Annotated in this window: 26 protein-coding genes; 15 read left to right on the forward strand and 11 right to left on the reverse strand. The window is 73.3% G+C overall.

Annotation, left to right across the window (positions count from 1 at the left end):
- Positions 1–145: 145 nt before the first annotated feature.
- From IE331_RS01715 to cysC, 4 genes are all read right to left on the reverse strand, one after another.
- Positions 146–1,444 (reverse strand): sulfate adenylyltransferase subunit 1, encoded by a 1,299-nt coding sequence (locus tag IE331_RS01715; RefSeq protein ID WP_192139887.1) that lies wholly within the window; start codon positions 1,442–1,444, stop codon positions 146–148.
- The gene (gene cysD / locus IE331_RS01720) at positions 1,444–2,358 is read right to left on the reverse strand and encodes a sulfate adenylyltransferase subunit CysD (RefSeq protein ID WP_192139889.1); all 915 of its coding nucleotides are present in this window, start codon (positions 2,356–2,358) and stop codon (positions 1,444–1,446) included. Before cysD ends, IE331_RS01715 begins: the two co-directional genes overlap by 1 nt.
- Before the next feature lie 58 nt (positions 2,359–2,416).
- Positions 2,417–3,370, reverse strand: a complete 954-nt coding sequence (locus tag IE331_RS01725) for a sulfite exporter TauE/SafE family protein (protein WP_192139891.1) — start codon at positions 3,368–3,370, stop codon at positions 2,417–2,419.
- Between the two features lie 100 nt (positions 3,371–3,470).
- The gene (gene cysC, locus IE331_RS01730) at positions 3,471–4,664 is read right to left on the reverse strand and encodes an adenylyl-sulfate kinase (protein ID WP_318646750.1); all 1,194 of its coding nucleotides are present in this window, start codon (positions 4,662–4,664) and stop codon (positions 3,471–3,473) included.
- 40 nt (positions 4,665–4,704) lie between these two features.
- Here cysC and IE331_RS01735 point away from each other — a divergent pair, with 40 nt between their 5' ends.
- The 4 genes from IE331_RS01735 to IE331_RS01750 all read left to right on the forward strand — a co-directional run bounded on the left by IE331_RS01735 (position 4,705) and on the right by IE331_RS01750 (position 7,516).
- Entirely contained in the window at positions 4,705–5,730 is a 1,026-nt protein-coding gene (locus IE331_RS01735) for an asparaginase (RefSeq protein ID WP_192139895.1), read from the forward strand.
- Positions 5,731–5,819: 89 nt separating this feature from the next.
- Complete coding sequence (locus IE331_RS01740) at positions 5,820–6,239, forward strand: helix-turn-helix domain-containing protein (protein ID WP_192139897.1); 420 nt, start codon at positions 5,820–5,822, stop codon at positions 6,237–6,239.
- A gap of 56 nt (positions 6,240–6,295) precedes the next feature.
- Positions 6,296–7,084 (forward strand): hypothetical protein, encoded by a 789-nt coding sequence (locus IE331_RS01745; protein WP_192139899.1) that lies wholly within the window; start codon positions 6,296–6,298, stop codon positions 7,082–7,084.
- Positions 7,085–7,222: 138 nt separating this feature from the next.
- On the forward strand, positions 7,223–7,516 hold the full coding sequence (locus IE331_RS01750; protein ID WP_201930899.1) for a DUF2516 family protein: 294 nt from the start codon (positions 7,223–7,225) through the stop codon (positions 7,514–7,516).
- On the opposite strand, the gene rfbD is transcribed toward IE331_RS01750, so the two are convergent.
- From rfbD to IE331_RS01765, 3 genes are read right to left on the reverse strand one after another with little or no spacing between them, the layout of a single operon-like run.
- Positions 7,503–8,897, reverse strand: coding sequence for a dTDP-4-dehydrorhamnose reductase (rfbD, locus tag IE331_RS01755; RefSeq protein WP_192139901.1), 1,395 nt, complete (start codon positions 8,895–8,897; stop codon positions 7,503–7,505). The two genes, IE331_RS01750 and rfbD, sit on opposite strands and share 14 nt — an antisense overlap.
- Before the next feature lie 7 nt (positions 8,898–8,904).
- A complete protein-coding gene (rfbB, locus tag IE331_RS01760) occupies positions 8,905–9,903 on the reverse strand; it encodes a dTDP-glucose 4,6-dehydratase (RefSeq protein WP_192139903.1) in 999 nt (332 codons plus the stop codon).
- 36 nt (positions 9,904–9,939) lie between these two features.
- Entirely contained in the window at positions 9,940–11,022 is a 1,083-nt protein-coding gene (locus tag IE331_RS01765; RefSeq protein WP_192139905.1) for an LCP family protein, read from the reverse strand.
- Between the two features lie 87 nt (positions 11,023–11,109).
- Between IE331_RS01765 and rfbA the strand changes: the two genes are divergently transcribed.
- The 3 genes from rfbA to IE331_RS01780 all read left to right on the forward strand — a co-directional run bounded on the left by rfbA (position 11,110) and on the right by IE331_RS01780 (position 12,918).
- The gene (rfbA, locus tag IE331_RS01770) at positions 11,110–11,973 is read left to right on the forward strand and encodes a glucose-1-phosphate thymidylyltransferase RfbA (RefSeq protein ID WP_192139907.1); all 864 of its coding nucleotides are present in this window, start codon (positions 11,110–11,112) and stop codon (positions 11,971–11,973) included.
- 103 nt (positions 11,974–12,076) lie between these two features.
- Entirely contained in the window at positions 12,077–12,433 is a 357-nt protein-coding gene (locus IE331_RS01775) for an ArsR/SmtB family transcription factor (RefSeq protein ID WP_192139909.1), read from the forward strand.
- The gene (locus tag IE331_RS01780; protein ID WP_192139911.1) at positions 12,430–12,918 is read left to right on the forward strand and encodes an SRPBCC family protein; all 489 of its coding nucleotides are present in this window, start codon (positions 12,430–12,432) and stop codon (positions 12,916–12,918) included. The genes IE331_RS01775 and IE331_RS01780 overlap by 4 nt, the downstream gene beginning before the upstream one ends.
- A 22-nt stretch (positions 12,919–12,940) precedes the next feature.
- Here IE331_RS01780 and galE read toward each other — a convergent pair whose 3' ends face one another.
- Positions 12,941–13,921, reverse strand: a complete 981-nt coding sequence (gene galE, locus IE331_RS01785; protein ID WP_192139913.1) for a UDP-glucose 4-epimerase GalE — start codon at positions 13,919–13,921, stop codon at positions 12,941–12,943.
- Positions 13,922–14,010: 89 nt separating this feature from the next.
- Between galE and IE331_RS01790 the strand changes: the two genes are divergently transcribed.
- The 7 genes from IE331_RS01790 to IE331_RS01820 are packed head-to-tail and all read left to right on the forward strand — an operon-like array spanning position 14,011 to position 19,733.
- Entirely contained in the window at positions 14,011–14,814 is an 804-nt protein-coding gene (locus IE331_RS01790) for an N-acetylmuramoyl-L-alanine amidase (RefSeq protein ID WP_192139915.1), read from the forward strand.
- Positions 14,815–14,823: 9 nt separating this feature from the next.
- Positions 14,824–15,735: an alpha/beta hydrolase gene (locus tag IE331_RS01795; protein WP_192139917.1), complete on the forward strand. Its 912-nt coding sequence runs from the start codon at positions 14,824–14,826 to the stop codon at positions 15,733–15,735.
- A gap of 14 nt (positions 15,736–15,749) precedes the next feature.
- Complete coding sequence (locus tag IE331_RS01800) at positions 15,750–16,607, forward strand: HAD family hydrolase (protein WP_201930901.1); 858 nt, start codon at positions 15,750–15,752, stop codon at positions 16,605–16,607.
- Positions 16,608–16,616: 9 nt separating this feature from the next.
- Positions 16,617–17,609 (forward strand): glucosyl-3-phosphoglycerate synthase, encoded by a 993-nt coding sequence (locus tag IE331_RS01805; RefSeq protein WP_192139920.1) that lies wholly within the window; start codon positions 16,617–16,619, stop codon positions 17,607–17,609.
- A complete protein-coding gene (gene folP, locus IE331_RS01810; protein ID WP_192139922.1) occupies positions 17,606–18,469 on the forward strand; it encodes a dihydropteroate synthase in 864 nt (287 codons plus the stop codon). Before IE331_RS01805 ends, folP begins: the two co-directional genes overlap by 4 nt.
- Positions 18,466–19,059, forward strand: coding sequence for a class III extradiol ring-cleavage dioxygenase family protein (locus IE331_RS01815; protein ID WP_201930903.1), 594 nt, complete (start codon positions 18,466–18,468; stop codon positions 19,057–19,059). The genes folP and IE331_RS01815 overlap by 4 nt, the downstream gene beginning before the upstream one ends.
- Complete coding sequence (locus tag IE331_RS01820; protein ID WP_192141608.1) at positions 19,047–19,733, forward strand: dihydrofolate reductase family protein; 687 nt, start codon at positions 19,047–19,049, stop codon at positions 19,731–19,733. Before IE331_RS01815 ends, IE331_RS01820 begins: the two co-directional genes overlap by 13 nt.
- On the opposite strand, the gene IE331_RS01825 is transcribed toward IE331_RS01820, so the two are convergent.
- From IE331_RS01825 to IE331_RS01835, 3 genes are read right to left on the reverse strand one after another with little or no spacing between them, the layout of a single operon-like run.
- Positions 19,730–20,227: a thioesterase family protein gene (locus tag IE331_RS01825; RefSeq protein WP_192139924.1), complete on the reverse strand. Its 498-nt coding sequence runs from the start codon at positions 20,225–20,227 to the stop codon at positions 19,730–19,732. The genes IE331_RS01820 and IE331_RS01825 overlap by 4 nt on opposite strands.
- A 32-nt stretch (positions 20,228–20,259) precedes the next feature.
- Complete coding sequence (locus tag IE331_RS01830; protein ID WP_192139926.1) at positions 20,260–21,018, reverse strand: SDR family oxidoreductase; 759 nt, start codon at positions 21,016–21,018, stop codon at positions 20,260–20,262.
- The gene (locus IE331_RS01835; RefSeq protein WP_192139928.1) at positions 21,018–22,196 is read right to left on the reverse strand and encodes an acyl-CoA dehydrogenase family protein; all 1,179 of its coding nucleotides are present in this window, start codon (positions 22,194–22,196) and stop codon (positions 21,018–21,020) included. The genes IE331_RS01830 and IE331_RS01835 overlap by 1 nt, the downstream gene beginning before the upstream one ends.
- 82 nt (positions 22,197–22,278) lie before the next feature.
- Here IE331_RS01835 and IE331_RS01840 point away from each other — a divergent pair, with 82 nt between their 5' ends.
- On the forward strand, positions 22,279–22,848 hold the full coding sequence (locus tag IE331_RS01840; RefSeq protein ID WP_192139930.1) for a TetR/AcrR family transcriptional regulator: 570 nt from the start codon (positions 22,279–22,281) through the stop codon (positions 22,846–22,848).
- The last annotated feature ends 32 nt before the right edge of the window (positions 22,849–22,880 follow it).

Raw genomic sequence — 22,880 nt, forward strand, 5'->3', positions numbered from 1 at the left:
TCCCGGACGCCTGTCCAGCCGTCTGCCCCGGGGTCTGTCCCGAGATCAGCCTCGAGATCTGCCCGACGCGACAGTCCCCGGCGACCGGGCCCGCGGTGCGGACCCCGGTCGCCGGGGACTGTCGAGTCGACGCGTGGACGCGTGGTCAGCTGCCGGAGTTGATCATCCCGGCGCCGACGGTCTTGCCGGTGCCCTCGTCGATCAGGATGAACGACCCCGTGGTCCGGTTCTTCGAGTACGGGTCGCACAGCAGCGGCACGGTGGTGCGCAGCTGGACGCGGCCGATCTCGTTGAGGCCGAGCTCCTTGGTGTCCTGGTCGCGGTGCAGGCTGTTCACGTCCAGGCGGTACTGCACGTCCTTGATGAGAGCCCGTCCGGTGCGGGTGGTGTGCTTGATCGCGAGCTTCTGGCGCGGCCGCAACGGCTCGTTGGTCATCCAGCAGACCATCGCGTCGATGTCCTGGCTCGGCTGGGGGGCGTTGCGCACCCGGGCGATCATGTCTCCGCGCGAGACGTCGACGTCGTCGGCCAGACGCACGGTGACCGACATCGGAGGGTAGGCCTCCTCGATCTCCCGGTCGAAGAGGTCGATGCCCTCGATGGTCGAGGTCATGCCGCTCGGCAGCACCACGACCTCGTCGCCCGGCTTGAGCACGCCACCGGCGACCTGGCCGCCGTACCCGCGGTAGTCGTGGTGCTCGTCGGACTTGGGGCGGACGACGTACTGCACCGGGAACCGGACGTCGACGAGGTCGCGGTCGGACGCGACGTGGACGTGCTCGAGGTGGTGCATGAGGGTCGGGCCGCTGTACCACTCCATCTTCTCGGAGCGGGTCACGACGTTGTCGCCCTGGAGCGCCGAGATCGGGATGATCTCGAGGTCGGGGATCGACAGCTTCGTCGCGAACGAGGTGAACTCGCGGTGGATGTCGTTGAAGACGTCCTCGGAGAAGTCCACGAGGTCCATCTTGTTCACGGCCAGCACGAGGTGCGGGACCCGCAGCAGCGACAGGATCACCGCGTGCCGCCGGGACTGCTCGGTGAGGCCCTGGCGGGCGTCGACCAGCACCAGGCCGAGGTCGGCGGTGGACGCGCCGGTGACCATGTTCCGCGTGTACTGCACGTGGCCCGGGGTGTCGGCGATGATGAACTTGCGGTCGGGCGTCGCGAAGTAGCGGTAGGCCACGTCGATCGTGATGCCCTGCTCGCGCTCGGAGCGCAGGCCGTCGGTCAGCAGCGCCAGGTCGGTGTAGTCGTAGCCCCGCGACTTGCTGGTGCTCTCGACCGACTCGAGCTGGTCCTCGAAGATCGCCTTGGAGTCGAGCAGCAGCCGCCCGATGAGGGTGGACTTGCCGTCGTCGACGGACCCGGCCGTGGCGAAGCGCAGCAGGTCCGCGTTCTCGCTGATGGCCTGCTGGCCGGTCTCTACGGTGTCGGCAGTCATCAGAAGTAGCCTTCCTTCTTCCGGTCTTCCATGGCCGCCTCGGAGAACCGGTCGTCGCCACGGGTCGCCCCGCGCTCGGTGACCTTCGCGATCGCGATCTCCTCGATGATCTCGGCGGTGGTGCTGGCACTGCTCTCGACGCAGCCGGTCAGGGTGAGGTCGCCGACGGTGCGGAACCGGACGGTGCGGGTCTCGGCCGTCTCGCCCTTGCGGAGCGGGTTGAAGTCGCTCTCGGTGAGCAGCATGCCGTCGCGCTCGAACACGCTGCGCTGGTGGGAGAAGTAGATCGAGGGGATCTCGATCCCCTCGCGGTCGATGTAGTGCCAGATGTCGAGCTCGGTCCAGTTCGACAGCGGGAAGATCCGCATGTGCTCGCCCTCGTGCAGGCGCCCGTTGTAGAGGCTCCACAGCTCGGGCCGCTGCATCTTGGGGTCCCACTGGCCGAACTCGTCGCGGTGGGAGTAGACGCGCTCCTTGGCGCGGGCCTTCTCCTCGTCGCGGCGACCGCCACCGAAGGCGGCGGTGAAGCCCTCCTCCTCGACGGCGTTGAGCAGGGTGCCGATCTGGAGCCGGTTCCGGCTGGTCTTGCCGTCGTCGACGACGACGCCGTTGGCGATCGCCTCCTCGACCGAGGCGACCACGAGGCGGACACCGAGCCGGTTGACCCAGGAGTCACGGCACTCGAGCACCTCGGGGAAGTCGTACCCGGTGTCGACCTGCAGCATCGGGAAGGGGATCTTGGCGGGGTAGAAGGCCTTCTCCGCCAGCCGGAGCATCACGATGGAGTCCTTGCCGCCGGAGAACATCAGGACGGGCTTCTCGAACTCCGCCGCGACCTCGCGGAAGATGTGGATGGACTCCGCCTCCAGCTGGTCGAGCTGACTCAGCTGGTAGTCGGCGTGAGTCGCGGCCATGACCGGCTCTGCCATTCTTGGGGACCTCTCGTCGGGACAGCAGCGGACATCGTATCGGCTAATCGCCTCGGGGCCCGATTCCGGGCTCGTCCTTGATCAGGCGCCAGGCGCCGGCGTTGTTGTCGAACGGCGGCAGCCCGCGCGTCTGTCGCACGAAACCCCACGCGAGCGGCCCGAGCAGCAGCAGCCCGGCGCCGATGATGCCGACCGCCTCGGGGGAGAGCCCGAGCAGCTTGAGCCCGGTGAGGGTGAGGACGATGACGATGCCGCGACGGATCACCGACTGGGACACCCAGGCGGCCATCCGGGCACCGAGGAACGTGCCGGGTGTGCCGCCCACGATCAGCGGGATGAGCACGGCCCAGTCGACGCCGTTGACGATCACGTGCCCGATGGCCGCGGCGAGCACCAGCGGGACCGCCTGCACGAGGTCGGTGCCGACCAGCTTGAGGGCCGACAGCGTGGGGTAGAGCAGCAGCAGGGCCACCATGATCAGGGAGCCGGACCCGACCGAGGTGATCCCGACCAGCAGGCCGCCGATGGCGCCGACCAGCAGCGTGGGCACCGGCCGGACGGTGATCTCCTCCGAGGGCGCCTCGTTGCCGCTGGTCACCATGCGCAGCTGGAGGTACATCCGCAGCGTGTAGGTCGCGGCGGTGAACAGGAGGGCGCCGCCGATCGCGTTGACGACGAACTCCTCGGCCGACTCTCCTCCGAACCGGTCGACGATGAAGGCGCCCGCGAAGGCGAACGGCACCGAGCCGCCGACCAGCAGGCCGGCCAGGCGCAGGTTGGGCGCGCCGTGCCGCCAGTGCACGGCCGCACCGACGGACTTGTTGACCGAGGCGGCCACCAGGTCGTTGGCCACCGCGGTCGTGGCCGGGACGCCGAGGAAGATCAGCGCGGGAGTCATCAGCGCCCCGCCGCCCATGCCGGTGAGGCCCACGACGATGCCCACACCGAAGGACACCGCCAGCACGGCCAGCGCCGCGGTGGTGAAGAGCTCCGCCATCAGTTCTCCTTGGGACGTCCCGCAGCCTGCGGGGAGGGTCGTCTCGGCCGACCGGGGCTGAGCATACGGGTCCAGGTCGCCCGGACCGGCGTCGCGCCGCTCACCCGAGGTCGAGCAGGCCGGCCGCCGCGAGCGCCCGCTCGACGTCCGCCAGGGCGTCCTCGATGCTGCGCCCGGTGGTGTCGACGCGTACGGCGGCGTCGTCGGGCTCCTCGTAGGGGGAGGAGATGCCGGTGAACTCGGGGATCTCACCGGCCCGGGCCTTCGCGTAGAGGCCCTTGCGGTCGCGGCGCTCGCACTCCTCGAGCGGGGTCGCCACGTGGATGAGGAAGAACTCGCCGCCCGCGTCCTCGACCATCGCCCGGACCTGCTGCCGGGTCTCGTCGAACGGCGCGATCGGGGAGCAGATCGCCACGCCGCCGTGCCGGGAGACCTCGGCCGCCACCCAGCCGATGCGCCGGATGTTGGTCTCGCGGTCCTCCCGGGAGAAGCTCAGGCCGGCGGACAGGTTGCGCCGGACCACGTCACCGTCCAGCGAGGTGACGGTGCGCCGGCCGCCCTCGAGGATCCGGTCCTGGAGCGCGCGGGCGAGGGTCGACTTGCCGCTGCCCGACAGCCCGGTGAAGAACAGCACCAGGCCGCGCTCGTCGGCTGGTGGCCGGTCGAAGTCCACGACGGCGGCCACCTCGTCGGACAGGTCGCCCTCGTCGTCGTCGGTGACCCCGCGCACCTCGTCCCCGGCGGCGTAGTTGCCGACGACCTGGTGGCCGAGCAGGTGGTCGGCCGTCGGGTCGCCGTGCGAGGCGAGCGGGACCGCCACCACGGATGCCTGGGGCAGGGCCTCGGCGGCGGCCAGGGTGGCCCGGATCAGCCCGACCGGGCTCAGCCCCTCGGGGGTGCCGGCGCCGACCAGGACCAGCAGCACGACCGGGGGGTCCGTGGGGAGGGTGGCGACCTGGCCGCGGGTGAGCGGGCCGCTGACCGGGACGAACACCGAGCCGGCGTGCCGCTCCCGGACCTCGCCGGGCGTCAGGTAGAGCCGCCGGAAGGGGCCGAACTGGGCGTGGGTCAGGGAGGCGACGCTCCCGTCCCCGGTCACCCTGGCCAGCGGCAGGCCCTCCGGGTCGACGAGCTCGACGTCCTGGCCGGCGACCTCCGGCGGCAGGGACAGGGTGACCGGCGACCCGGGCTCGTTGAAGCCGGTGAGGGGGGCCAGCGCGCCGCTCACGAGCAGCTCGAGGTCGTCGAGCTCGCGGGGCGTCGGGCAGTGCTGGGGGAGCGGGTCGGTGGGCACGGCGTCATCCTGCCATCCGGCGGTGGGTAGCCTCGCGGGCATGTCCCCCGCCACCGGCTCCCACACCGTCTCCTCAGCCTCCGTCGCCGCCTCGCTGGTCTCCCCGGTCGTCGAGCCGGTGGTGGTCGCCGAGATCATCCGCTCCGGCGTCGTGGAGGGCCACCACTACGGCTCGGTGGTCGCCACCGGGCGCGACGGGGAGGTGCTCTGGTCGGTCGGCGGCACGGACGTCCCGGTGTTCCCGCGGTCCTGCAACAAGCCGATCCAGGCGTTGGCCATGGTGCGGGCCGGGCTCGACCTGCCGCCGGACCTGCTGGCCCTGGCCTGTGCGTCGCACTCCGGTGAGCCGTTCCACGTCGAGGGCGTACGCCGCGTGCTCGCCGCCGCCGGGCTCGACGAGGCGGCGCTGCGGACGCCACCGGACTTCCCCCTCGACGAGGACGCCCGGACCGCGGTGATCGCCGCGGGGGGTGAGCGGTCGCCGATCCTCATGAACTGCTCGGGCAAGCACGCCGCCATGCTGGCCACCTGCGTCGCGAACGGGTGGGACACCGCGACGTACCTGGACCCGCAGCACCCCCTCCAGCGGGCGATCGCGGAGACCTTCGCGGAGCTGACCGGGGAGTCGGTCGAGCCGGTCGCGGTCGACGGCTGCGGCGCGCCCCTGCTGTCCACCTCGCTGGCGGGCCTGGCCCGGGCCTTCGCCCGGCTGGCGACGGCGACGGAGGGGCCCGAGCACGGGGTCGCGGAGGCGATCCGCAGCCACCCGGAGATGGTCTCCGGCAGCACCCGCGACGAGCGCACGCTGCTGGAGGCGGTGCCGGGCGCGATCGGCAAGGCCGGGGCCGAGTCCTGCTACGCCGTCGCGCTGCCGGACGGCCGGGCCGTGGCGCTGAAGTGCGACGACGGCGCCCCCCGGGTCCGGCCGGTGCTCATGGCCGAGGCCCTGCGTCGGCTCGGGGTCACCGACGAGGAGGGTGTCGACGGGGAGGCCGTGCGGCGCACCGGCCTGGTCGAGCTGCTCGGCGGCGGGGTGCCCGTGGGCGAGATCCGCGCCACCTTCTAGGGGCTGCCCGGGGCTGCCCGGGGCGCCTGTGGGGCGTCTCACGTACCCACGGTTTGATTCTGCTAACAAGAGTTAGCACCATGGGGGACATGGCAAAGAGTCCCAAGGGGATGGTCGGCAAGACCGTCGAGTCACTCGGTGACTACCTCAAGGAGCAGCGGGTCAGCGCCCAGCTCTCCCTGCGGCAGCTCGCCGAGCAGGCCGGTGTGTCCAACCCCTACCTCAGCCAGATCGAGCGGGGGCTGCGCAAGCCGTCCGCCGACGTCCTCCAGCAGATCGCCAAGGCGCTGCGGATCTCCGCCGAACAGCTCTACGTCCGGGCCGGGATCCTCAGCCTCGAGGACGGCGCCGGTGGATCGGTGGAGCTGGCGGTCCTGGCCGACGCCGGCCTGACCGAGCGCCAGAAGCAGTCCCTGCTGAAGGTCTACGCGTCGTTCCTCGAGCTGAACGCGGCCGAGGGCGACTCCCACGAACCCACTGACGGCCCCGACAGCGGGACCGACAGCTGAACACCCTCGGGGCGGCGCTCGCCGCCCCGGGACCACGACGAACAGAGGAGAAGAGCATGGCCGAGGCCAAGTTCGACATCAGGACCGAAGCGACCCGCCCGTTCTACGCCACCGTCGGCGCGACCGGCCTCGCGGTCGAGGTCGCCCGCCAGTACGTCGCGGACGTGCAGACCCGCGTGGCGGACGTGCAGAAGAGGGTGTCCGCCTACGAGTTCGAGCCCAAGAACCTCAACGCCCGGGCCACCTCGGCGGTCTCGACCCGCGTCGACACGGTGACCAAGGAGGCCAAGAAGGAGGCCAAGGACGCCCAGGCGAAGCTGGAGGCGCGGCTCGTCGAGCTCCAGGCCGAGCTCAAGGACGCGCAGTCGCGGTTCGAGGCCCGGCTCGCGGAGTTCCAGTCCGACGCCAAGACCTTCCCGGCACGCGCCCAGGCCTTCGTGACCGACTACGTCAACGACGTCACCGACACCTACACCGACCTGGTCAAGCGCGGCGAGCAGGCCGTGGCCAAGCTGCGTCGGGTCGAGGTCAAGCTCGACGTCGACCCCAAGGCGACCAAGACCACGGTGACCGCCGAGGCGAAGACCTCCACCGGTGTCGACAAGACCCCGGCCGGCAAGGCTCCCGCCACGAGCACGCCGGCCAAGAAGGCGCCGGCGAAGAAGGCGTCCGCCACGAAGGCCCCGGCCGCGAAGAAGGCCCCGGCGAAGAAGGCGCCCGCCACGAAGGCCCCGGCCACGAAGAGCGCCGCCACGAAGAGCGCCGCCACGAAGGCTCCGGCCACGAAGGCTGCGGCGTCGAACGGGACGTCGACCGGGACGTCGACCGGCGCGTCGAACAGCTGAAGGGACGCCGGCGACCACGGTGACGGGCAGCTCGTGCTGTTCTGATCCGCCAACGCCGACGTGAGCGTGAGCACGACCCCCGGACCCAGGTGTCCGGGGGTCGTGCCCTTCCCGGGGGTCGTCTCGTAGGCTCTGGGGGTGGTCAACATCTTCGTGCTCGAGGGGTACGTGATCCTCGCGATCATCGTCGTCTCGCTGGCGGTCAAGGCCTTCGCCTTCGTCAACGCCCTCATCTGGCCGGCCGAGGCCTACCCCGCTGCGGGCAAGCTCACCAAGCCGGCCTGGCTGGCGATCCTGGGCCTGGGCCTGGCCGCCCAGCTGCTCCTGATCGGCTCCTCGCCGCTCAACCCCATCCACCTGATCGCCTCGATCGCGGCGATCGTGTTCCTGGTCGACGTGCGCCCGGCCGTCGCGGACCTCACCCGGCGCTGACCGGGTCGTCCGAGAGGTAGCGCCGAAGCGCCTCGCCGGCGTCCCCTGGAACGAATCCGGTCGCCTCGAGCCGGCTCGACGAGAGCGTGCTCCACGGCGGCCGCGGCGCCAGCGCCCGCCCGGCGGCGTACTCCTGCGTCGACACCGGGGTGACGTCGCGCGGGTCCCGGCCGCAGAGCTCGAAGACCTGACGGGCCACGTCGGCCCAGCTGGTCGGCGGGCCGGCGTTGGTGACGTGGTAGGTGCCGTACGCCGCGGCGACCTCCAGCAGGTGTCGGGTGGCGCGGGCCAGCTCGTCGGCGAACGTCAGCCGGCCGACCTGGTCGTCGACGACCGAGGGGCTGACCCCCTCGCGCGCGAGCCGGCACATGGTTCGCACGAAGTTCGGCCCCTCCCCGACGAGCCACGACGTGCGCAGGACGTAGTGCCGGGGCGCGGTGCCGACGGCGACCTCGCCGGCCGCCTTGCTCTGCCCGTAGACGCCGAGCGGGGAGAGCGGCTCGTCCTCCGGGTGCTCGGCCCGGGTGCCGTCGAAGACGTAGTCGGTCGAGTAGTGGACCAGCGTGAACCCGTGTCTGGCGGCCAGGCCGGCCAGCTGCGCCGGTGCCGAGGCGTTGAGCGCCCAGGCCACGGCCCGGTCCTGCTCCGCGGCGTCGACGCCGGTGTGGGCGGCGGCGTTCAGGACCGTGTCGTGCTCGTGCCACGCCCAGTCGGCGACGGCGGCCGGGTCGGCGAGGTCCAGCTCGGCCCGGGTCACGCCCCGCGCCCCCGGGAAGGCGGCCATCAGCGCCCGCCCGAGCTGGCCGCCGGCGCCGAGCACCAGCGCCCGGCGAGCGGGCACCGGCTCGATCTCCGCCAGCCGGGGGTTCGCCCGGTCCTTCGCGGACACCTCGGCCACGTCGAGGGGCACCGGCCACGCGACGCCGAGATCCGGGTCGGCGAGGTCGAGGGCCGGGTAGGTCATGTCCGCGCGCCAGTGGCCGTTGACCAGGTAGGTGTAGGCGGTCGCGTCCTCCAGCGCCTGGTAGGCGTTGCCGACGCCCCGCGGCACGAAGACCGCGACACCGGGGTCGATCTCGACGGTGACGGTGCTCCCGAACGAGTCCCCGGCCCGCAGGTCGACCCACGCGGCCAGCACCCGGCCCGAGGCGACCGAGACCAGCTTGTCCCAGGGTTCGGCGTGGAAGCCGCGGGTCGCGCCGCGGCGGGCGTTGAAGGAGACGTTGTTCTGCACCGGGCCGAAGTCCGGCAGGCCGAGGGCGAGCATCTTCTGGCGCTGCCAGTTCTCCTTGAACCAGCCGCGCTCGTCGGCGTGCACCGGGAGCCGCAGCACGAGCAGCCCCGGGATCGCGGTCCGCTCGATCGTGGGCTCCCCGCTCATCCCCGCCTCACTGGCCGCGCGCGGCGTACGCCGCCTCGGTGCGCTGCTTGTGCGGCCGCCACCAGTCGGCATGCTCGCGGTACCACTCCACGGTGGCCGCCAGGCCGCTCGGGAAGTCGGCGTACCGCGGCTCCCAGCCGAGCTCGCTGCGCAGGCGCGTGGAGTCGATCGCGTAGCGCAGGTCGTGCCCGGCCCGGTCGGTGACGTGCTCGAAGTCGTCGGGGTCCCGGCCCAGCAGCTCGAGGATCAGCCGGACCACCTCGAGGTTGCTGTGCTCGCCGTCCGCGCCGACGAGGTAGGTCTCACCGATCGCGCCGTCCTCGAGGATCCGCAGCACCGCCGAGCTGTGGTCGTCGGTGTGGATCCAGTCGCGGACGTTCTCGCCGCTGCCGTAGAGCTTGGGGCGGGAGCCGTCGAGGACGTTGGTCACCTGGCGCGGGATGAACTTCTCCACGTGCTGCCAGGGGCCGTAGTTGTTGGAGCAGTTGGAGATCGTGGCCGGCACCCCGAAGCTGCGGACCCAGGCGCGGACCAGGTGGTCCGAGCCGGCCTTGGTCGCCGAGTAGGGACTGCTCGGGTTGTAGGGGGTGGCCTCGGTGAACCGGGTCGGGTCGTCGAGCGCGAGGTCGCCGTACACCTCGTCGGTCGAGACGTGGTGGAAGCGGGTGCCGTGCCGGCGGACCGCCTCGAGCAGCGTGTAGGTGCCGAGCACGTTGGTGCGAACGAAGGACCCCGGGTCGGCCAGAGAGTTGTCGTTGTGCGACTCCGCGGCGAAGTGCACGACGGCGTCGTGGTCGCGGACCAGCGGGTCCACCGCCTCGGCGTCGAGGATGTCCCCCACGACCAGCCGGACCCGGTCCGCGGGCAGCCCGGCCAGCGCCTCGCGGGACGCGGCGTAGGTGAGCTTGTCGAGCACCGTGACGTCCATCCGGGTGCGGTCCACGACGTGGCGGACGAAGTTGGAGCCGATGAAGCCGGCGCCGCCGGTGACGAGGAGTCGGTCCATGGGTCGATGCTAGGAGCACACGTGCGCCCGTGTGGCTCAACGCACCCGATCCTCGGGTGGCAGCTCCTCGACGTCGCGGTCCCGGGCCCAGCCGGCGAAGTCGTCCACGGCGACCGCGGCGAACATCTCGCGGGTCGCGACCCGGTCCAGCAGCACCACGCTCGCGCCCCCGATGGTCGCAGTGCCGAGGTGCGGGACGGTGAGGAACCGGAGGTCGCGGCCCCGGAGCCGGCGGTTGTCGAGGGCGAGCGAGCGCAGCCGCCCGGGAGTCAGCGAGCTGTCGACCGCGACCAGGTCGGAGAGGTCCCGCACGAACCGGGTCAGCGTCACCGGGTTGGCCAGCACCCCGCTGCCGGTGGCCTTGCCCAGCAGCGCCCGCAGGAAGTTCTGCTGCCGCTGCACCCGGTCGAAGTCCCCCCGACCCAGGCCGTAGCGCTGGCGCACGTAGAGCAGCGCCTCCTCGCCCTCCAGCACGTGCCTCCCGGCCTGCCACGTCTTGTCGTTCTTGGGGTCGTGCACGGTTTCCGCGACCGTGACCTCGACGCCGCCGAGTAGCCGGGTGATGCCCGTGAAGCCGGCGTAGTCGACCAGGACGACGTGGTCGAGCCGGATCCCGATCAGGTCCTCGACCGTGCGGGCCAGGAGCGCGGGTCCCCCCGCGGACAGGGCCGCGTTGATCTTGGTGCTGCCGCGTCCCGCGACCGGCACGTAGGAGTCGCGGGGGATGGAGACGAGCTGCGCGGCGCGGGCGCCCGCCTCGATGTGCAGGACCATGATCGCGTCGCTGCGATAGGAGCCCGGCTCCCAGGCGCCGGACTCGAGCATGGTCGCCAGGTCGGTCCCGCCCCGGCCCTGGTTGACGTCGACCCCGGCGAGCAGCAGCGTGACCGCGTCCCCGGGCACCGCCGCCGGGCGGCCCGGCCGCTCGAGGTCGACCTCGAACCGCGGCACGTCGACGAGCTGGGACTGCAGGTAGGCGACCCAGCCGCCGACGGCCAGGGTGAGGGTGAGGGCCGTGGCGGCGAGGATCGACAGCGCCAGGTGGCGCCGCACGAAGCCGGGCCGGTGGGCCGGGGCTCGACCCTCCGGCCCCGACCGGGCGTCCGGGGATCGGCTCATCTCGAGGCGAGTTTATCGCCGCGCCCGGCCCCGGACCGCCGGAAATCGAGGACACCGCGATCGGGCGTCGGCCTAGGATGACTCGGCATGCGAGGAATCATCCTGGCCGGGGGGACGGGGTCCCGCCTGCACCCGGTGACCCAGCCGGTCAGCAAGCAGCTGCTGCCGGTCTACGACAAGCCGATGATCTACTACCCGCTGTCGACGCTGATGCTGGCCGGCATCCACGAGATCCTCGTCATCACCACCCCACAGGACGCCGAGCCGTTCGCCCGGCTGCTCGGTGACGGCTCGGACCTGGGGCTCTCCATCACCTACGCCACCCAGCCCCGGCCCGAGGGACTGGCCCAGGCCTTCCGGATCGGCGCCGAGCACATCGGGGCGGACACGTGCGCGCTGGTGCTCGGCGACAACATCTTCTACGGCCCCCGGTTGGGGCACCAGCTGCGCCGGTTCCAGGACATCGAGGGTGCCGCGATCTTCGGCTACCACGTGGCCGACCCGACGGCGTACGGCGTGGTGGAGTTCGACGCCGCGGGCCGGGCGCTCTCGCTCGAGGAGAAGCCGACCCACCCGCGGAGCAGCTATGCGGTGCCGGGGCTCTACTTCTACGACAACGACGTGGTCGAGCTGGCGCGCGACCTGGTGCCCTCGGCCCGCGGCGAGCTCGAGATCACCGACCTGAACCGCCGCTACCTCGAGGCCGGTCGGCTCCAGGTCGAGATCCTGCCGCGCGGCACCGCCTGGCTGGACACGGGCACCTTCGACTCGCTCAACGACGCCAGCAACTACGTGCGCACGATCGAGGGTCGGCAGGGGATGAAGATCGGCTCGCCGGAGGAGGTGGCGTGGCGGATGGGGTACATCGACGACGACGGGCTGCGCCGGCTCGGCGAGGGGCTGACCAAGAGCGGCTACGGCGGCTACCTGCTCGGCCTGCTCGAGTCCTGAGGGGTCCTGCTCGCGGAGGTCGCACGTCGTCCTCAACCGAAGGGTTGACCAAGCCCGGCCCCGCGCCCTAGTGTTCAACCATGTGGTTGACCAAGGCGCGGGCATGAGCGACGACCGGCTGTCCCGGGTGTTCGCCGCCCTCGCCGACCCCACCCGTCGCGACATCGTCCGTCGGCTCGCGGTCGGTGACGCCGGCGTCGGCGAGCTCGCCGCGCCGTACGACGTCTCGCTCCAGGCCGTCTCCAAGCACGTCCGGGTGCTGGAGGAGGCCGGACTCGTCAGCCGGTCCCGGGACGCCCAGCGCAGGCCGTGCCACCTCGAGCCCGAGGTCCTCGACCTCATGACGAAGTGGATCGAGCGCTACCGGCAGCAGGCCGAGGAGCGGTTCTCCCGCCTCGACGGCGTGCTCGCCGAGCTCGACCAGCCAGAACCCCTCGGAGAAGAAGGAGCAGCATCATGAGCACCAGCACCCGCCACCAGACCGCCATCGAGGCCGATCCCGAGCTGCCGATCGTGCGGATCACCCGCGACTTCGACGCCACCCCGGACCAGCTGCTCCGGGCGCACACCGACCCCGAGCTCTTCGCCCGGTGGGTCGGCCCGGACAGCATCGGCACCCGGATCGAGCACTGGGACGCCCGCACCGGCGGCAGCTGGCGCTACACCGCCACCCGGGACGGCGAGGACATCGCGGGCTTCTTCGGCGCCTTCCACGAGGTGCGCCCGGACCGGATCGTGCAGACCTTTGCCTACGACGGGGCGCCGGACTCCGTCGCGCTGGAGACGCTGTGGTTCGAGGAGCTCGGCCAGGGGCGCACCCGGCTGCACGCCCAGTCGCTGGTCGACTCCATGGCCGGCCGCGACGCCTTCCTGGCCAGCGGCATGGAGGTCGGGGTCAACGAGGGCTACGCCACGCTCGACGCGCTGCTGCCCGAGCTGCCCTGAGCTCCTGTGTCCTGCGCCCGCCTCAGCGGGTCGGGTAGCCGTCACCGGCGGCCACCCGGGCCCGCCACGCGCTGGCCACCATGTCCCGCAGGTCGTGCCGCATCTCCCAGCCCAGGTCGCGGGCCGCGAGCTCCCCGCTCGCCACGATCCGGGCCGGGTCGCCCGGACGCCTCGCCGCCAGCTCGGGCTCGAAGTCGTGGCCGGTGACCTCGCGGATCGTGTCCATGATCTCGCGCACCGAGCTGCCCCGACCGCTGCCGAGGTTGTAGACCGGCTCGGTCGGGGACCCGGCGTCGAGCCGGCGCGCGGCCTCGACGTGCGCGAGCGCCAGGTCGGCCACGTGGATGTAGTCCCGCACGCAGGTGCCGTCCGGGGTGTCGTAGTCGGTGCCGTTGATCCGCGGGGTGGCGTCGCGGTAGAGCATGTCGAACACCAGCGGGAAGAGGTTGTGCGGGCTGGCGTCGAAGAGGTCCTCCGACCCCGACCCGACGACGTTGAAGTACCGCAGCGAGGTGTGCCGCAGCCCGTAGGCCACCTCGGCGTCGCGGAGCAGCCACTCGCCGATCAGCTTGCTCTCGCCGTACGGCGACTCCGGCGCGACCGCGGTGCCCTCGGTCACCAGGTCGGTGTCCGGGGTGCCGTACGTCGCGGCGCTGGAGGAGAACACGCACCGGTCGACGTCGGCGTCCCGCATCGCCCGGAGCAGCGTGACCGTGCCCTCGACGTTCTGCTCGTAGGTGTGGAAGGGGCGCTGCACCGAGACCCCGGCGTACTTGAAGCCGGCGACGTGGATCACGCCGGTCACCCGGTGCTCGCGGATGGCGTCCGTGACGGTGGCGCCGTCGGTGATGGAGCCGCGCACCAGCGGTACCCCCTCGGGGACGAACCGGTCGAACCCCGTGGAGAGGTCGTCGAGGACCACCGTCGTGAGGCCGGCGTCCCGCAGGGCCCTGACCACGTGCGCGCCGATGTAGCCCGCCCCGCCGGTCACCATCCAGGTCATGTGCGCTCCTCGTGTCGTCGATCCGCGGAACCCCACCCTAGGGCCGCCCGCCCCCGGGGCGGTGCCGCCCCGGCATACACTCGGACGCCATGGTGCTGCGCGGTCTCGGCCTGTCGCTGGCCGCGGGCGCGGCCCTCGTCGCGGCGGTGCTGCCGGCGGTGCCGGTCGGCGAGCCGCGGCCGTCCTCGCCGCCGACCCGGCAGGGTGTCGAGCCCGGCGACCCGGGCGGGGTGCTGGCCGGCCGGACGGTGCTGCTCGACCCCGGTCACCAGCTCGGCAACGCACGCTTCCCCGCGGAGACCTCGCGGCCGGTGCCGGCCGGCGGCTTCGAGAAGGCGTGCAACACCGACGGGGCCGCGACGGCCGGTGGCTACCCGGAGGCGACGTTCACGATGGCCGTCGCCCGACTGCTGCGGGTCGGGCTGCGGGAGCACGGGGCCCGGGTGGTGATGACCCGCACCCGCGACCGGGCCGACCTGTGGGGGCCGTGCGTCGACGAGCGCGGGCGGGCTGGCCAGCGGGCCGGCGCCGACGTCGCGCTCAGCATCCACGCGGACGGCTCGACCGCCTCGAGCGCCCGCGGCTTCCACGTGATCGCCCCGGGGCTGCGGCCGACCGACCCCGCGGTCCGCGAGTCGCTGGCGCTGGCGCGGACGCTGCGCACCGCCCTGCGGGCCGGCGGCCTCCCGGTGGCCGACTACGTCGCCGGTGGCGACGGGCTCGACCGGCGCGACGACCTGGCCACGCTCAACCTGGCCCGGGTGCCGGTGGCGCTGGTCGAGCTGGGGAACATGCGCTCCCCGCGGGACGCGCGGAGGATGACCTCGCCGGCCGGGCGGACGGCGTACGCCTCGGCACTGCTCGACGGCCTGGTGCGGCACCTGGGTCGGTAGTCTCCGGGCATGCCCCTGGACCCCGGACTCGCCGGCCTTCTCACCGTCCTCGAGGACCCCTCCCGCCCGGCGATGCACGAGGGCACCCCCGACCAGGCCAGGGACGCGTTCCGGGCGCTCTCCCGGATCGCGGTGGCCGAGGAGGGGCCGGTCGAGGTCGGGTCCGTCGAGGACCGGGAGGTGGCGGGGAGACCGGCTCGGGTCTACCGGCCCGTGGGCCCGGAGCCGCGCCCGACGGTGCTCTTCCTGCACGGCGGCGGCTTCGTCGTCGGGGGACTCGACACCCACGACAGCTCCTGCCGCCGGCTGTGCCGCGACGTGGACACGGTCGTCGTGGCGGTGGACTACCGGCTGGCGCCCGAGCACCCGTTCCCGGCCGCGGTCGAGGACTCGGTCGCGGCGGCCCGGCACCTGCAGCAGCACCTCGCCGAGCTCGGCGGCACCGACCGGCTGGGCGTGGCGGGGGACAGCGCGGGCGGCAACCTCGCCGCCGTCGTCAGCCAGCGGGTCCCCGGCCTGACCGCCCAGCTGCTGGTCTACCCGGCGACCGACGCGTTCGGCGAGCACGGCTCCCGCTCCGAGAACGGCGCCCGCTACTTCCTCGACCTGCCGACGATGGCCTGGTTCCTCGGCCACTACCTCACCGACGTCGAGCTCGCCGAGCGCGACGGGCGGCTCTCGCCCGTGCACGGTGACCTCGCCGGGCTCCCGCCGGCCGTGGTCGCGACCGCCGAGTTCGACCCGCTGCGCGACGAGGGCGAGGCCTACGCCGCCGCCCTGCGCGAGGCCGGCGGCGAGGTCGACCTGGTCCGGTACGACGGCCTGATCCACGGGTTCCTGGACATGGGCGCGTTCAGCCCGGCCGCGGCGACGGCGGTGTCCGACGTGCACGCCCGGTTCCGGGCCCTGCTGCACCGCTGAGACCCGGTCGACCCGTGACCCGACGCCCCCGACTGGTCGCCCTCGACGTCGACGGCTGCCTGCTCCAGTGGACGCCCGGCACGGTCAAGGCCGAGGAGCGGGTCAGGCCCGCGGTGCGCCAGGCCGTACGCCGGGTGGTCGCGGCCGGCGTGCCGGTCGTGCTGGCCAGCGGTCGGTCCGGGCTGGGGCTCGCGGACGTCGCCGGTCTCCTGGGCCTGCCGTCTGCGGGGACCGGGCGTCTGTGGTTCGTGGCCTCGAACGGGGCGGTGCTCTGCCGACACCCGCCCCTGGAGGTGGTCCGGGCCACCACCTTCGACGCCTCCGACGCCGTGGCCGCCGTCCTGCGCCGGCTTCCGGACGCCCGGCTCGCCGTCGAGGACGCCCGGAGCGGCTACCGGGTCACGGCCGACTTCCCGCGCGGCGAGCTCTCCGGGCGGGTCGCCCGGGTGCGCCCGGAGGAGCTCGGCGCCCACGAGGCGACCCGGGTGATCGTCCGCCGGCCGGAGCGCCACGACCCGGGCGGGCTGGACGCGCTGGCGGCCGAGCTCGGCCGGGCAGGGGTGGCCGGGACCGGCTACGTCGTGGGGCTTACCGACTGGCTGGACCTCTCCCCGGCGGGGGTGACGAAGGCCTCCGGGCTGGCCACGGTCGCCGAGGAGCTGGGCGTGGCGCGGGCCGAGGTGCTGGCCATCGGCGACGGGGCGAACGACATCGAGATGCTGACCTGGGCCGGGCGCGGTGTCGCCATGGGCCAGGCGGACGCCGAGGTGCGGGCCGCGGCCGACGCCACGACGCTCCCGGTGGACGAGGACGGCGTGGCCGCCGAGCTCGACCGCTGGTTCGGCCCGGACCCGACCGCCGGGCGCGGCTAGGGTGGCACGGTGACCGACGCCAAGACCGAGGACTGGTTCGGGCGGCACACGCACCGGTGGCAGGACTGGTCGCTGCCGGACCTGGTCGCCGCCAAGTCCGGGACGCGGGTCAGCCTGGTGGTCCCCGCTCGCAACGAGGCGGCCACGGTCGGCGACGTGGTCTCGCGGGTCCGGGAGGCGCTGGTCGACACCGTCGCGCTGCTGGACGAGATCGTGGTCATCGACTCCGACTCGACCGACGACACGTTCGCGGTCGCCGCCGACGCCGGCGCGGTGGTGCACCGGGCCGCGGACATCCGCCCCGACCTGGGCTCGACCCCCGGCAAGGGCGAGGCGATGTGGAAGTCGCTCTTCGTCACCCATGGCGACCTCCTGGTCTTCATGGATGCCGACCTCGTGGACTGGGACACCCACTTCGTGCCCGGCCTGCTGGGCCCGCTGCTCACCGACCCCGCGGTCGAGCTGGTCAAGGGCTTCTACGAGCGACCGCTCCTCCCGGCCGGGGAGGGCACCGTGGATCCCGGCAGCGGCGATGGCGGCGGGGATCCCGGCGGCCTCGAGGGCGGCCGGGTGACCGAGCTGCTCGCCCGGCCGCTGATCGCGCTGCACTTCCCCGAGCTGGCCGGGCTGCTCCAGCCGCTCGCCGGGGAGTGGGCCGTGCGCCGCTCGCTGTTCGCCGGGCTCTCCGTCCCGACCGGGTACGCCGTCGAGCTGGCCGCGCTGGTCGACACCGTGCGCGCGAAGGGGATGGACGCGATCGCCCAGGTGGACCTGGGGCGCCGGGCCCACCGGCACCAGGCCCTGCGGGACCTGGGGGCGATGGCGACCCAGATCCTCGCCGCCGCCCAGCGCCGGACCGCGGAAACGCCCGTCGAGCCCGTCGTCGAATCCCTCGCGCTGCGGCAGTACCTCTTGCAGGACGGCGCCCCGACCCCGAGGACTCGGCTCGTCGACGTGGCCGAGAGGCCGCCGGTCGCCGGGCTGCCGGAGGCTGTCGCATGACCCTGCTGCTGGGCCGGCACGAGTTCCCCGACGACGCCACGCTGATGATGGCGATCGTGAACCGGACCCCGGACTCCTTCTACGACCGGGGCGCCACCTGGGCCGAGGACCAGGCCTTCGACCGGGTCGGGCTGGTGGTCGAGCAGGGGGCGGAGATCGTCGACATCGGGGGCATCAAGGCGGCTCCGGGGGTCGAGGTCGACGCCGCCGAGGAGATCCGCCGGGTCGCCTCCTTCGTGGCCCGGGTCCGGTCGGCGTACCCGTCCCTGGTGATCTCGGTCGACACCTGGCGGGCCGAGGTGGCGCGCGTGGTCTGCGCCGAGGGCGCCGACGTCCTCAACGACGCCTGGGGCGGGGCCGACCCCGGTCTGCCCGAGGTCGCGGCCCAGGCCGGCGCCGCACTGGTCTGCACGCACACCGGTGGCGTCGTCCCACGCACCCGACCGCACCGCATCGAGTACGCCGACCTCATGGCCTCGGTGCTCGCCGACACGGTGGCCTACGCCGATCGCGCGGTCGCCGCGGGGGTCGACCGGCGCTCGGTGCTGATCGACCCGGCCCACGACTTCGGGAAGAACACCCACCACTCGCTCGAGGTCACCCGGCGGCTGGGCGAGATGGTGGCGACCGGCTGGCCGGTGCTGGTCTCGCTGTCCAACAAGGACTTCGTCGGCGAGACCCTCGACCTTCCGGTCGGGGAGCGGCTCACCGGCACGCTGGCGGCGACGGCGGTCGCGGCCCTGCACGGGGCCCGCGTCTACCGGGTGCACGAGGTGGTCGAGACCCGCCAGGTCGTCGACATGGTCAACACGATCGCCGGGCGCCGGCCGCCGGCCCGCGCGGTCCGGGGGCTGGCGTGAGCGGCTCGGGGACGGTGGTCAAGGCGGTCGTGGTCCCGTCCGCGCCGCTCCTGCTCGCGGAGTACGCCGCCGCCGGCGACCCGGCGCCGGCGCTGACGGCGGCCTGCACGGGCGCGGTCGAGTGGCTGGTGCAGCGGCGACCGCCGCTGGTGCACGTCCTGACCTCCCCGCCCACCGGCGAGGAGCGCGCCAACGGCGCCCCGGACCTGGGCCCTCGGGTGGCCGAGCATCTCTTGCGTCGTGCCGGCTTCGCCGGGGAGGTCGTGGCCGGGGCGAGGCCCGGAGAGCAGGTGGAGACCGTCCTGGTGGTCGCCGACGGGAGTGCCCGACGGGGGGAGAAGGCGCCGGGGCACCTCGACGAGCGCTCGTTCGCCTTCGACGCGGCCGTGGAGGAGGCTCTGATGCTCGCCGACAGCGCGGCCCTGGAGTCCCTCGACGTCCGGCTCGGCGCCGAGCTCCTGGCCCGGGGCGTGCCGGCGCTGCAGGCCCTCGGCGCCCTCGACCTGCCGGTGGAGCAGGTCGACCTCGACTACGCCGGCGACCCGTTCGGCGTGCAGTACTGGGTGGTGAGGTGGCAATGCGTGCTCTGACCGGTCCGAACGGCCCCGAGGAGGACGTCACCGACGCCCGCCTCGAGGAGTTCTACGCCCCGCCGCGGTCGCCGTGGCTCCGGGTGAACATGGTCAGCGCCGTCGACGGCGCCGCCACCGGCGCGGACGGACGCAGCGGGTCGGTCAACAACGCCGTGGACAAGCGGGTCTTCGACCTGCTGCGGCGCACCGCGGACGCGGTGCTGGTGGGTGCCGGCACCGCCGCCGCGGAGGGGTACCGGCCGGCGGACTGCCCGATCGTGGTGGTCAGTCGGCGCGGTCGGGTGCCGACGTCGCTGCTCGGCGGTCCGGCGGGGTCGGTGCTCGTGGCGACCTGTTCGGCGGCGCCGGAGCTGGCCGCGGCCCGGGCCGCGCTGGGCGAGGACTGCGTGCTGGAGCTCGGGTCGCACCGGGTCGACCTGCCCGGCCTGCGGCGGGTGCTCGCCGACCGGGGCCTGGGCCGGGTGCTCTGCGAGGGCGGTCCGCACCTGCTGCGGGACCTGCTGGCGGCGGGCGCCGTCGACGAGCTCTGCGCGACCACGGTGCCGCGGCTGCTCGCCGGTGACCACCGCCGGATCACCTCCGGCCCGCCCGTCGACGTGGACCTCGAGCTGGGCCTACTGCTCGAGGAGGACGGGACCCTGCTGGGCCGCTGGCTGGTCCGTCAGCCCTAGCGGAGAGCCATCGAGCCGGACAGCGGCGCCGGCCACGGCAGGGCCTGCTGCTCGGCGATCCGGGCGTCCAGGCTGGCGGCGACGTCGTCGGGCCAGGCGGTCGTGCGGCGGGTCCCCATGTCGATGCAGAGGAAGATCTCCTCCATGACGTAGCTGATCCGGCGCCCGGTCTCGTCGAGCAGGAACGCCACCGCGTGCATCGCCCGCTCCGAGCGGCCCACCAGCCGGACCCGGACCGAGATCCGGTCGCCGGTGGTCAGCTCGGACAGGTAGGTGAGGTGGTGCTCGGCGGAGAACACCGCCCGTCCGGCCACCGTCGGCCAGTTCTGGGGGATCCCGACGCCGGTCAGCGACTCGTCGAGGCCCTCGCTGGTCAGGCCGAGGTAGTGGCGGATGTTCAGGTGCCCGTTGACGTCCTCGAACGCGGCCGGGACGGCCTGCTCGCAGTGGGCGGGGAGCTCGGAGACCTGGTCGTAGGTCGGCAGGGTAGTCACGGGGACGACCGTACGACGCCGGCCCGCCTGGGTCAGCGCGGGGCCATCCGGAGGGCGCCGTCCATGCGGATCGTCTCGCCGTTGAGGTAGTCGTGCTCGACCAGTGTCAGCACCAGGGAGGCGAACTCCTCGGGCCGGCCCAGTCGCTGCGGGAACGGCACCCCGGCCGCCAGCCCGGCCCGGAACTCCTCCGAGACGGTGGCCAGCATCGGGGTCTCGACGATGCCGGGCGCGATCGTGTTCACCCGGATGCCGTGCTGGGCGAGGTCGCGGGCGGCCGGCAGGGTCAGCCCCACGACGCCCCCCTTGGAGGAGGCGTACGCCGCCTGGCCGACCTGGCCGTCGTACGCCGCGATCGAGGCGGTGTTGACCACGGCGCCGCGGGCCCCGTCGGCGAGCGGGTCGGTGGCCGCGATCTGCTCGGCGGCGAGCGTCATGACGTTGAACGTGCCGACGAGGTTGACCTGCACGACCTTCGCGTAGACGGCCAGGTCGTGCGGGCCCTTGCGGCCGAGGATCCGCATCGACGGGCCGATGCCGGCACAGTTGACCGCCGTCCGCAGCGGCGCGTCGCCGGCGGCCGCGACGCCGATGCCGTCGGCGACCTGCTCGGGGTCGGTGACGTCGACGGCGACGTACTGCACGCCGGGCACCGGCGCGGCCTGCTCGATCGAGGCGGGCAGGTCGAAGGCGAACACGCGGGCGCCGCGCTCGGCCAGGGCGGCCGCGGTGGCCGCTCCGAGGCCACTGGCCCCTCCGGTGACGACGGCGGCGGTGTCCTTGACCTGCATCAGCTCTGCTCCTCGTGGTGGGTGATCGTGGCGGTGCTGTCCTGCGCCAGGCCGCGGCTGATGACCATGCGCTGGATCTGGTTGGTGCCCTCGAAGATCTGCATGACCTTGGCCTCGCGCATGTAGCGCTCGACCGGGAAGTCACGGGTGTAGCCGTAGCCGCCGAGCACCTGCACGGCGTCCGTGGTGACCTTCATGGCGTTGTCGGTGGCCACCATCTTGGCGATGCTCGCCTCCCGGCTGAACGGCAGCCCCCGGTCCTTGAGCCGGGCGGCGTGCAGCGTGGTCGCGCGGGCGCTCTGCACCGCGGCCTCCATGTCGGCCAGGACGAAGCCGAGGCCCTGGTGGTCGATGATCCGCCTGCCGAAGGTCTCGCGCTCCTTGGCGTAGGCCACCGCCTGGTCGAGGGCGCCCTGGGCCAGCCCGGTCGCCACGGCGGCGATGCCGAGCCGGCCGGAGTCGAGCCCGGCCAGGGCGATCCGCAGGCCGTCGCCCTCCTCGCCGAGTCGGCGCTCCGCGGGGATCCGGACGCCGTCGAGCAGCATGGTGGCGGTCGTCGAGCCGGTCAGCCCCATCTTGCGCTCGGGGGAGTCGGCGCTCAGGCCGGGGGTGTCGGCCGGCACCAGGAAGCAGGAGATGCCGTTGCGGTCGTCGGAGGTGCGGGCCATCACCTTGTAGAAGTCGGCCTCCCCGCCGTGCGTGGTCCACGCCTTGGCGCCGTCGAGGACGTAGTCGTCGCCGTCGCGCCGGGCGGTGGTCCGCATGGCGGCCGGGTCGGAGCCGGCGTGCGCCTCGGAGAGGCAGTAGGCGCCGAGCAGGTCGCCGCCGAGCATGTCCGGCAGCCAGCGCTGCTTCTGCTCCTCGGTCCCGCGGGTGACCAGGCCGAAGCAGGACAGGGCGTGCACCGAGACGCCGACGCCGACGCTGGACCAGACCGCGGCGATCTCCTCGAGCACCTGGAGGTACACCTCGTAGGGCTGACCCCCGCCGCCGTACTCCTCGGCGTACGGGAGGCCGAGGACGCCGATCCGCCCGAGGAGTCGGAACGTCTCGCGGGGGAACGTCTCGGTGGACTCGGCCTGCGCGGCCAGCGGTGCCAGCTCGGTGGCGGCCAGCTCGCGCACCAGGCGCAGCAGGTCGGTGGCCTCGTCGGTGGGCAGGACACGGCTGGCGGGCATGCGGAACTCCTCGCAGTGATACTCAGGAAAGGGCTACAGTATCGTTCTCGGTATCATCTGTCACCACGGGAAGGTCGTCCGCATGGCCCGCCAGCGCACCGCCCGCCAGGTCGAGCTGCTCGACCGGCTGGTCGACCTGGTGGCGGCCGAGGGCTTCGCCGGCTTCACCCTCGACGACCTCGCCGCGCGGATGCGGTGCTCGAAGACCACGCTCTACGCCCTGGCCGACTCCAAGCAGGAGCTGGTCGTCGAAGTGGTCAAGCAGTTCTTCCGCGCCTCGGTGCCGCAGGTGGAGGCCCGCGTCGCCGGCGCGCGGGACCCGGCCGACCGGGTGGTGGCCTACCTCGAGGCGGTGGCCGACTACCTGCGGCCGCTGTCGCGGGCGTTCATGGACGACCTGTCGGGGTTCGCTCCCGCCGCCGAGGTGTACCGGGTCAACACGGCGGCCGCGACCCAGCGGATCCGGGAGCTGATCGCGGAGGGCATCGAGGCCGGTGCGTTCCGCGAGGTCAACGCGGCGTTCGCCGCCGAGATGGCGGCGTCCACGATGTTCGGCATCCAGCGCGGCGAGATGTTCGCCCGACTGGAGATCAGCGACGCCGAGGCGTACGCCGAGCTCGCCTCGCTGCTGGTCCACGCCCTGACCCCCTGACCCCCTGACCTCCTGACCGCCTGCCGGCCGGA

The sequence above is a fragment of the Nocardioides donggukensis genome, assembly GCF_014842875.1.
Lineage (GTDB): Bacteria > Actinomycetota > Actinomycetes > Propionibacteriales > Nocardioidaceae > Nocardioides > Nocardioides donggukensis.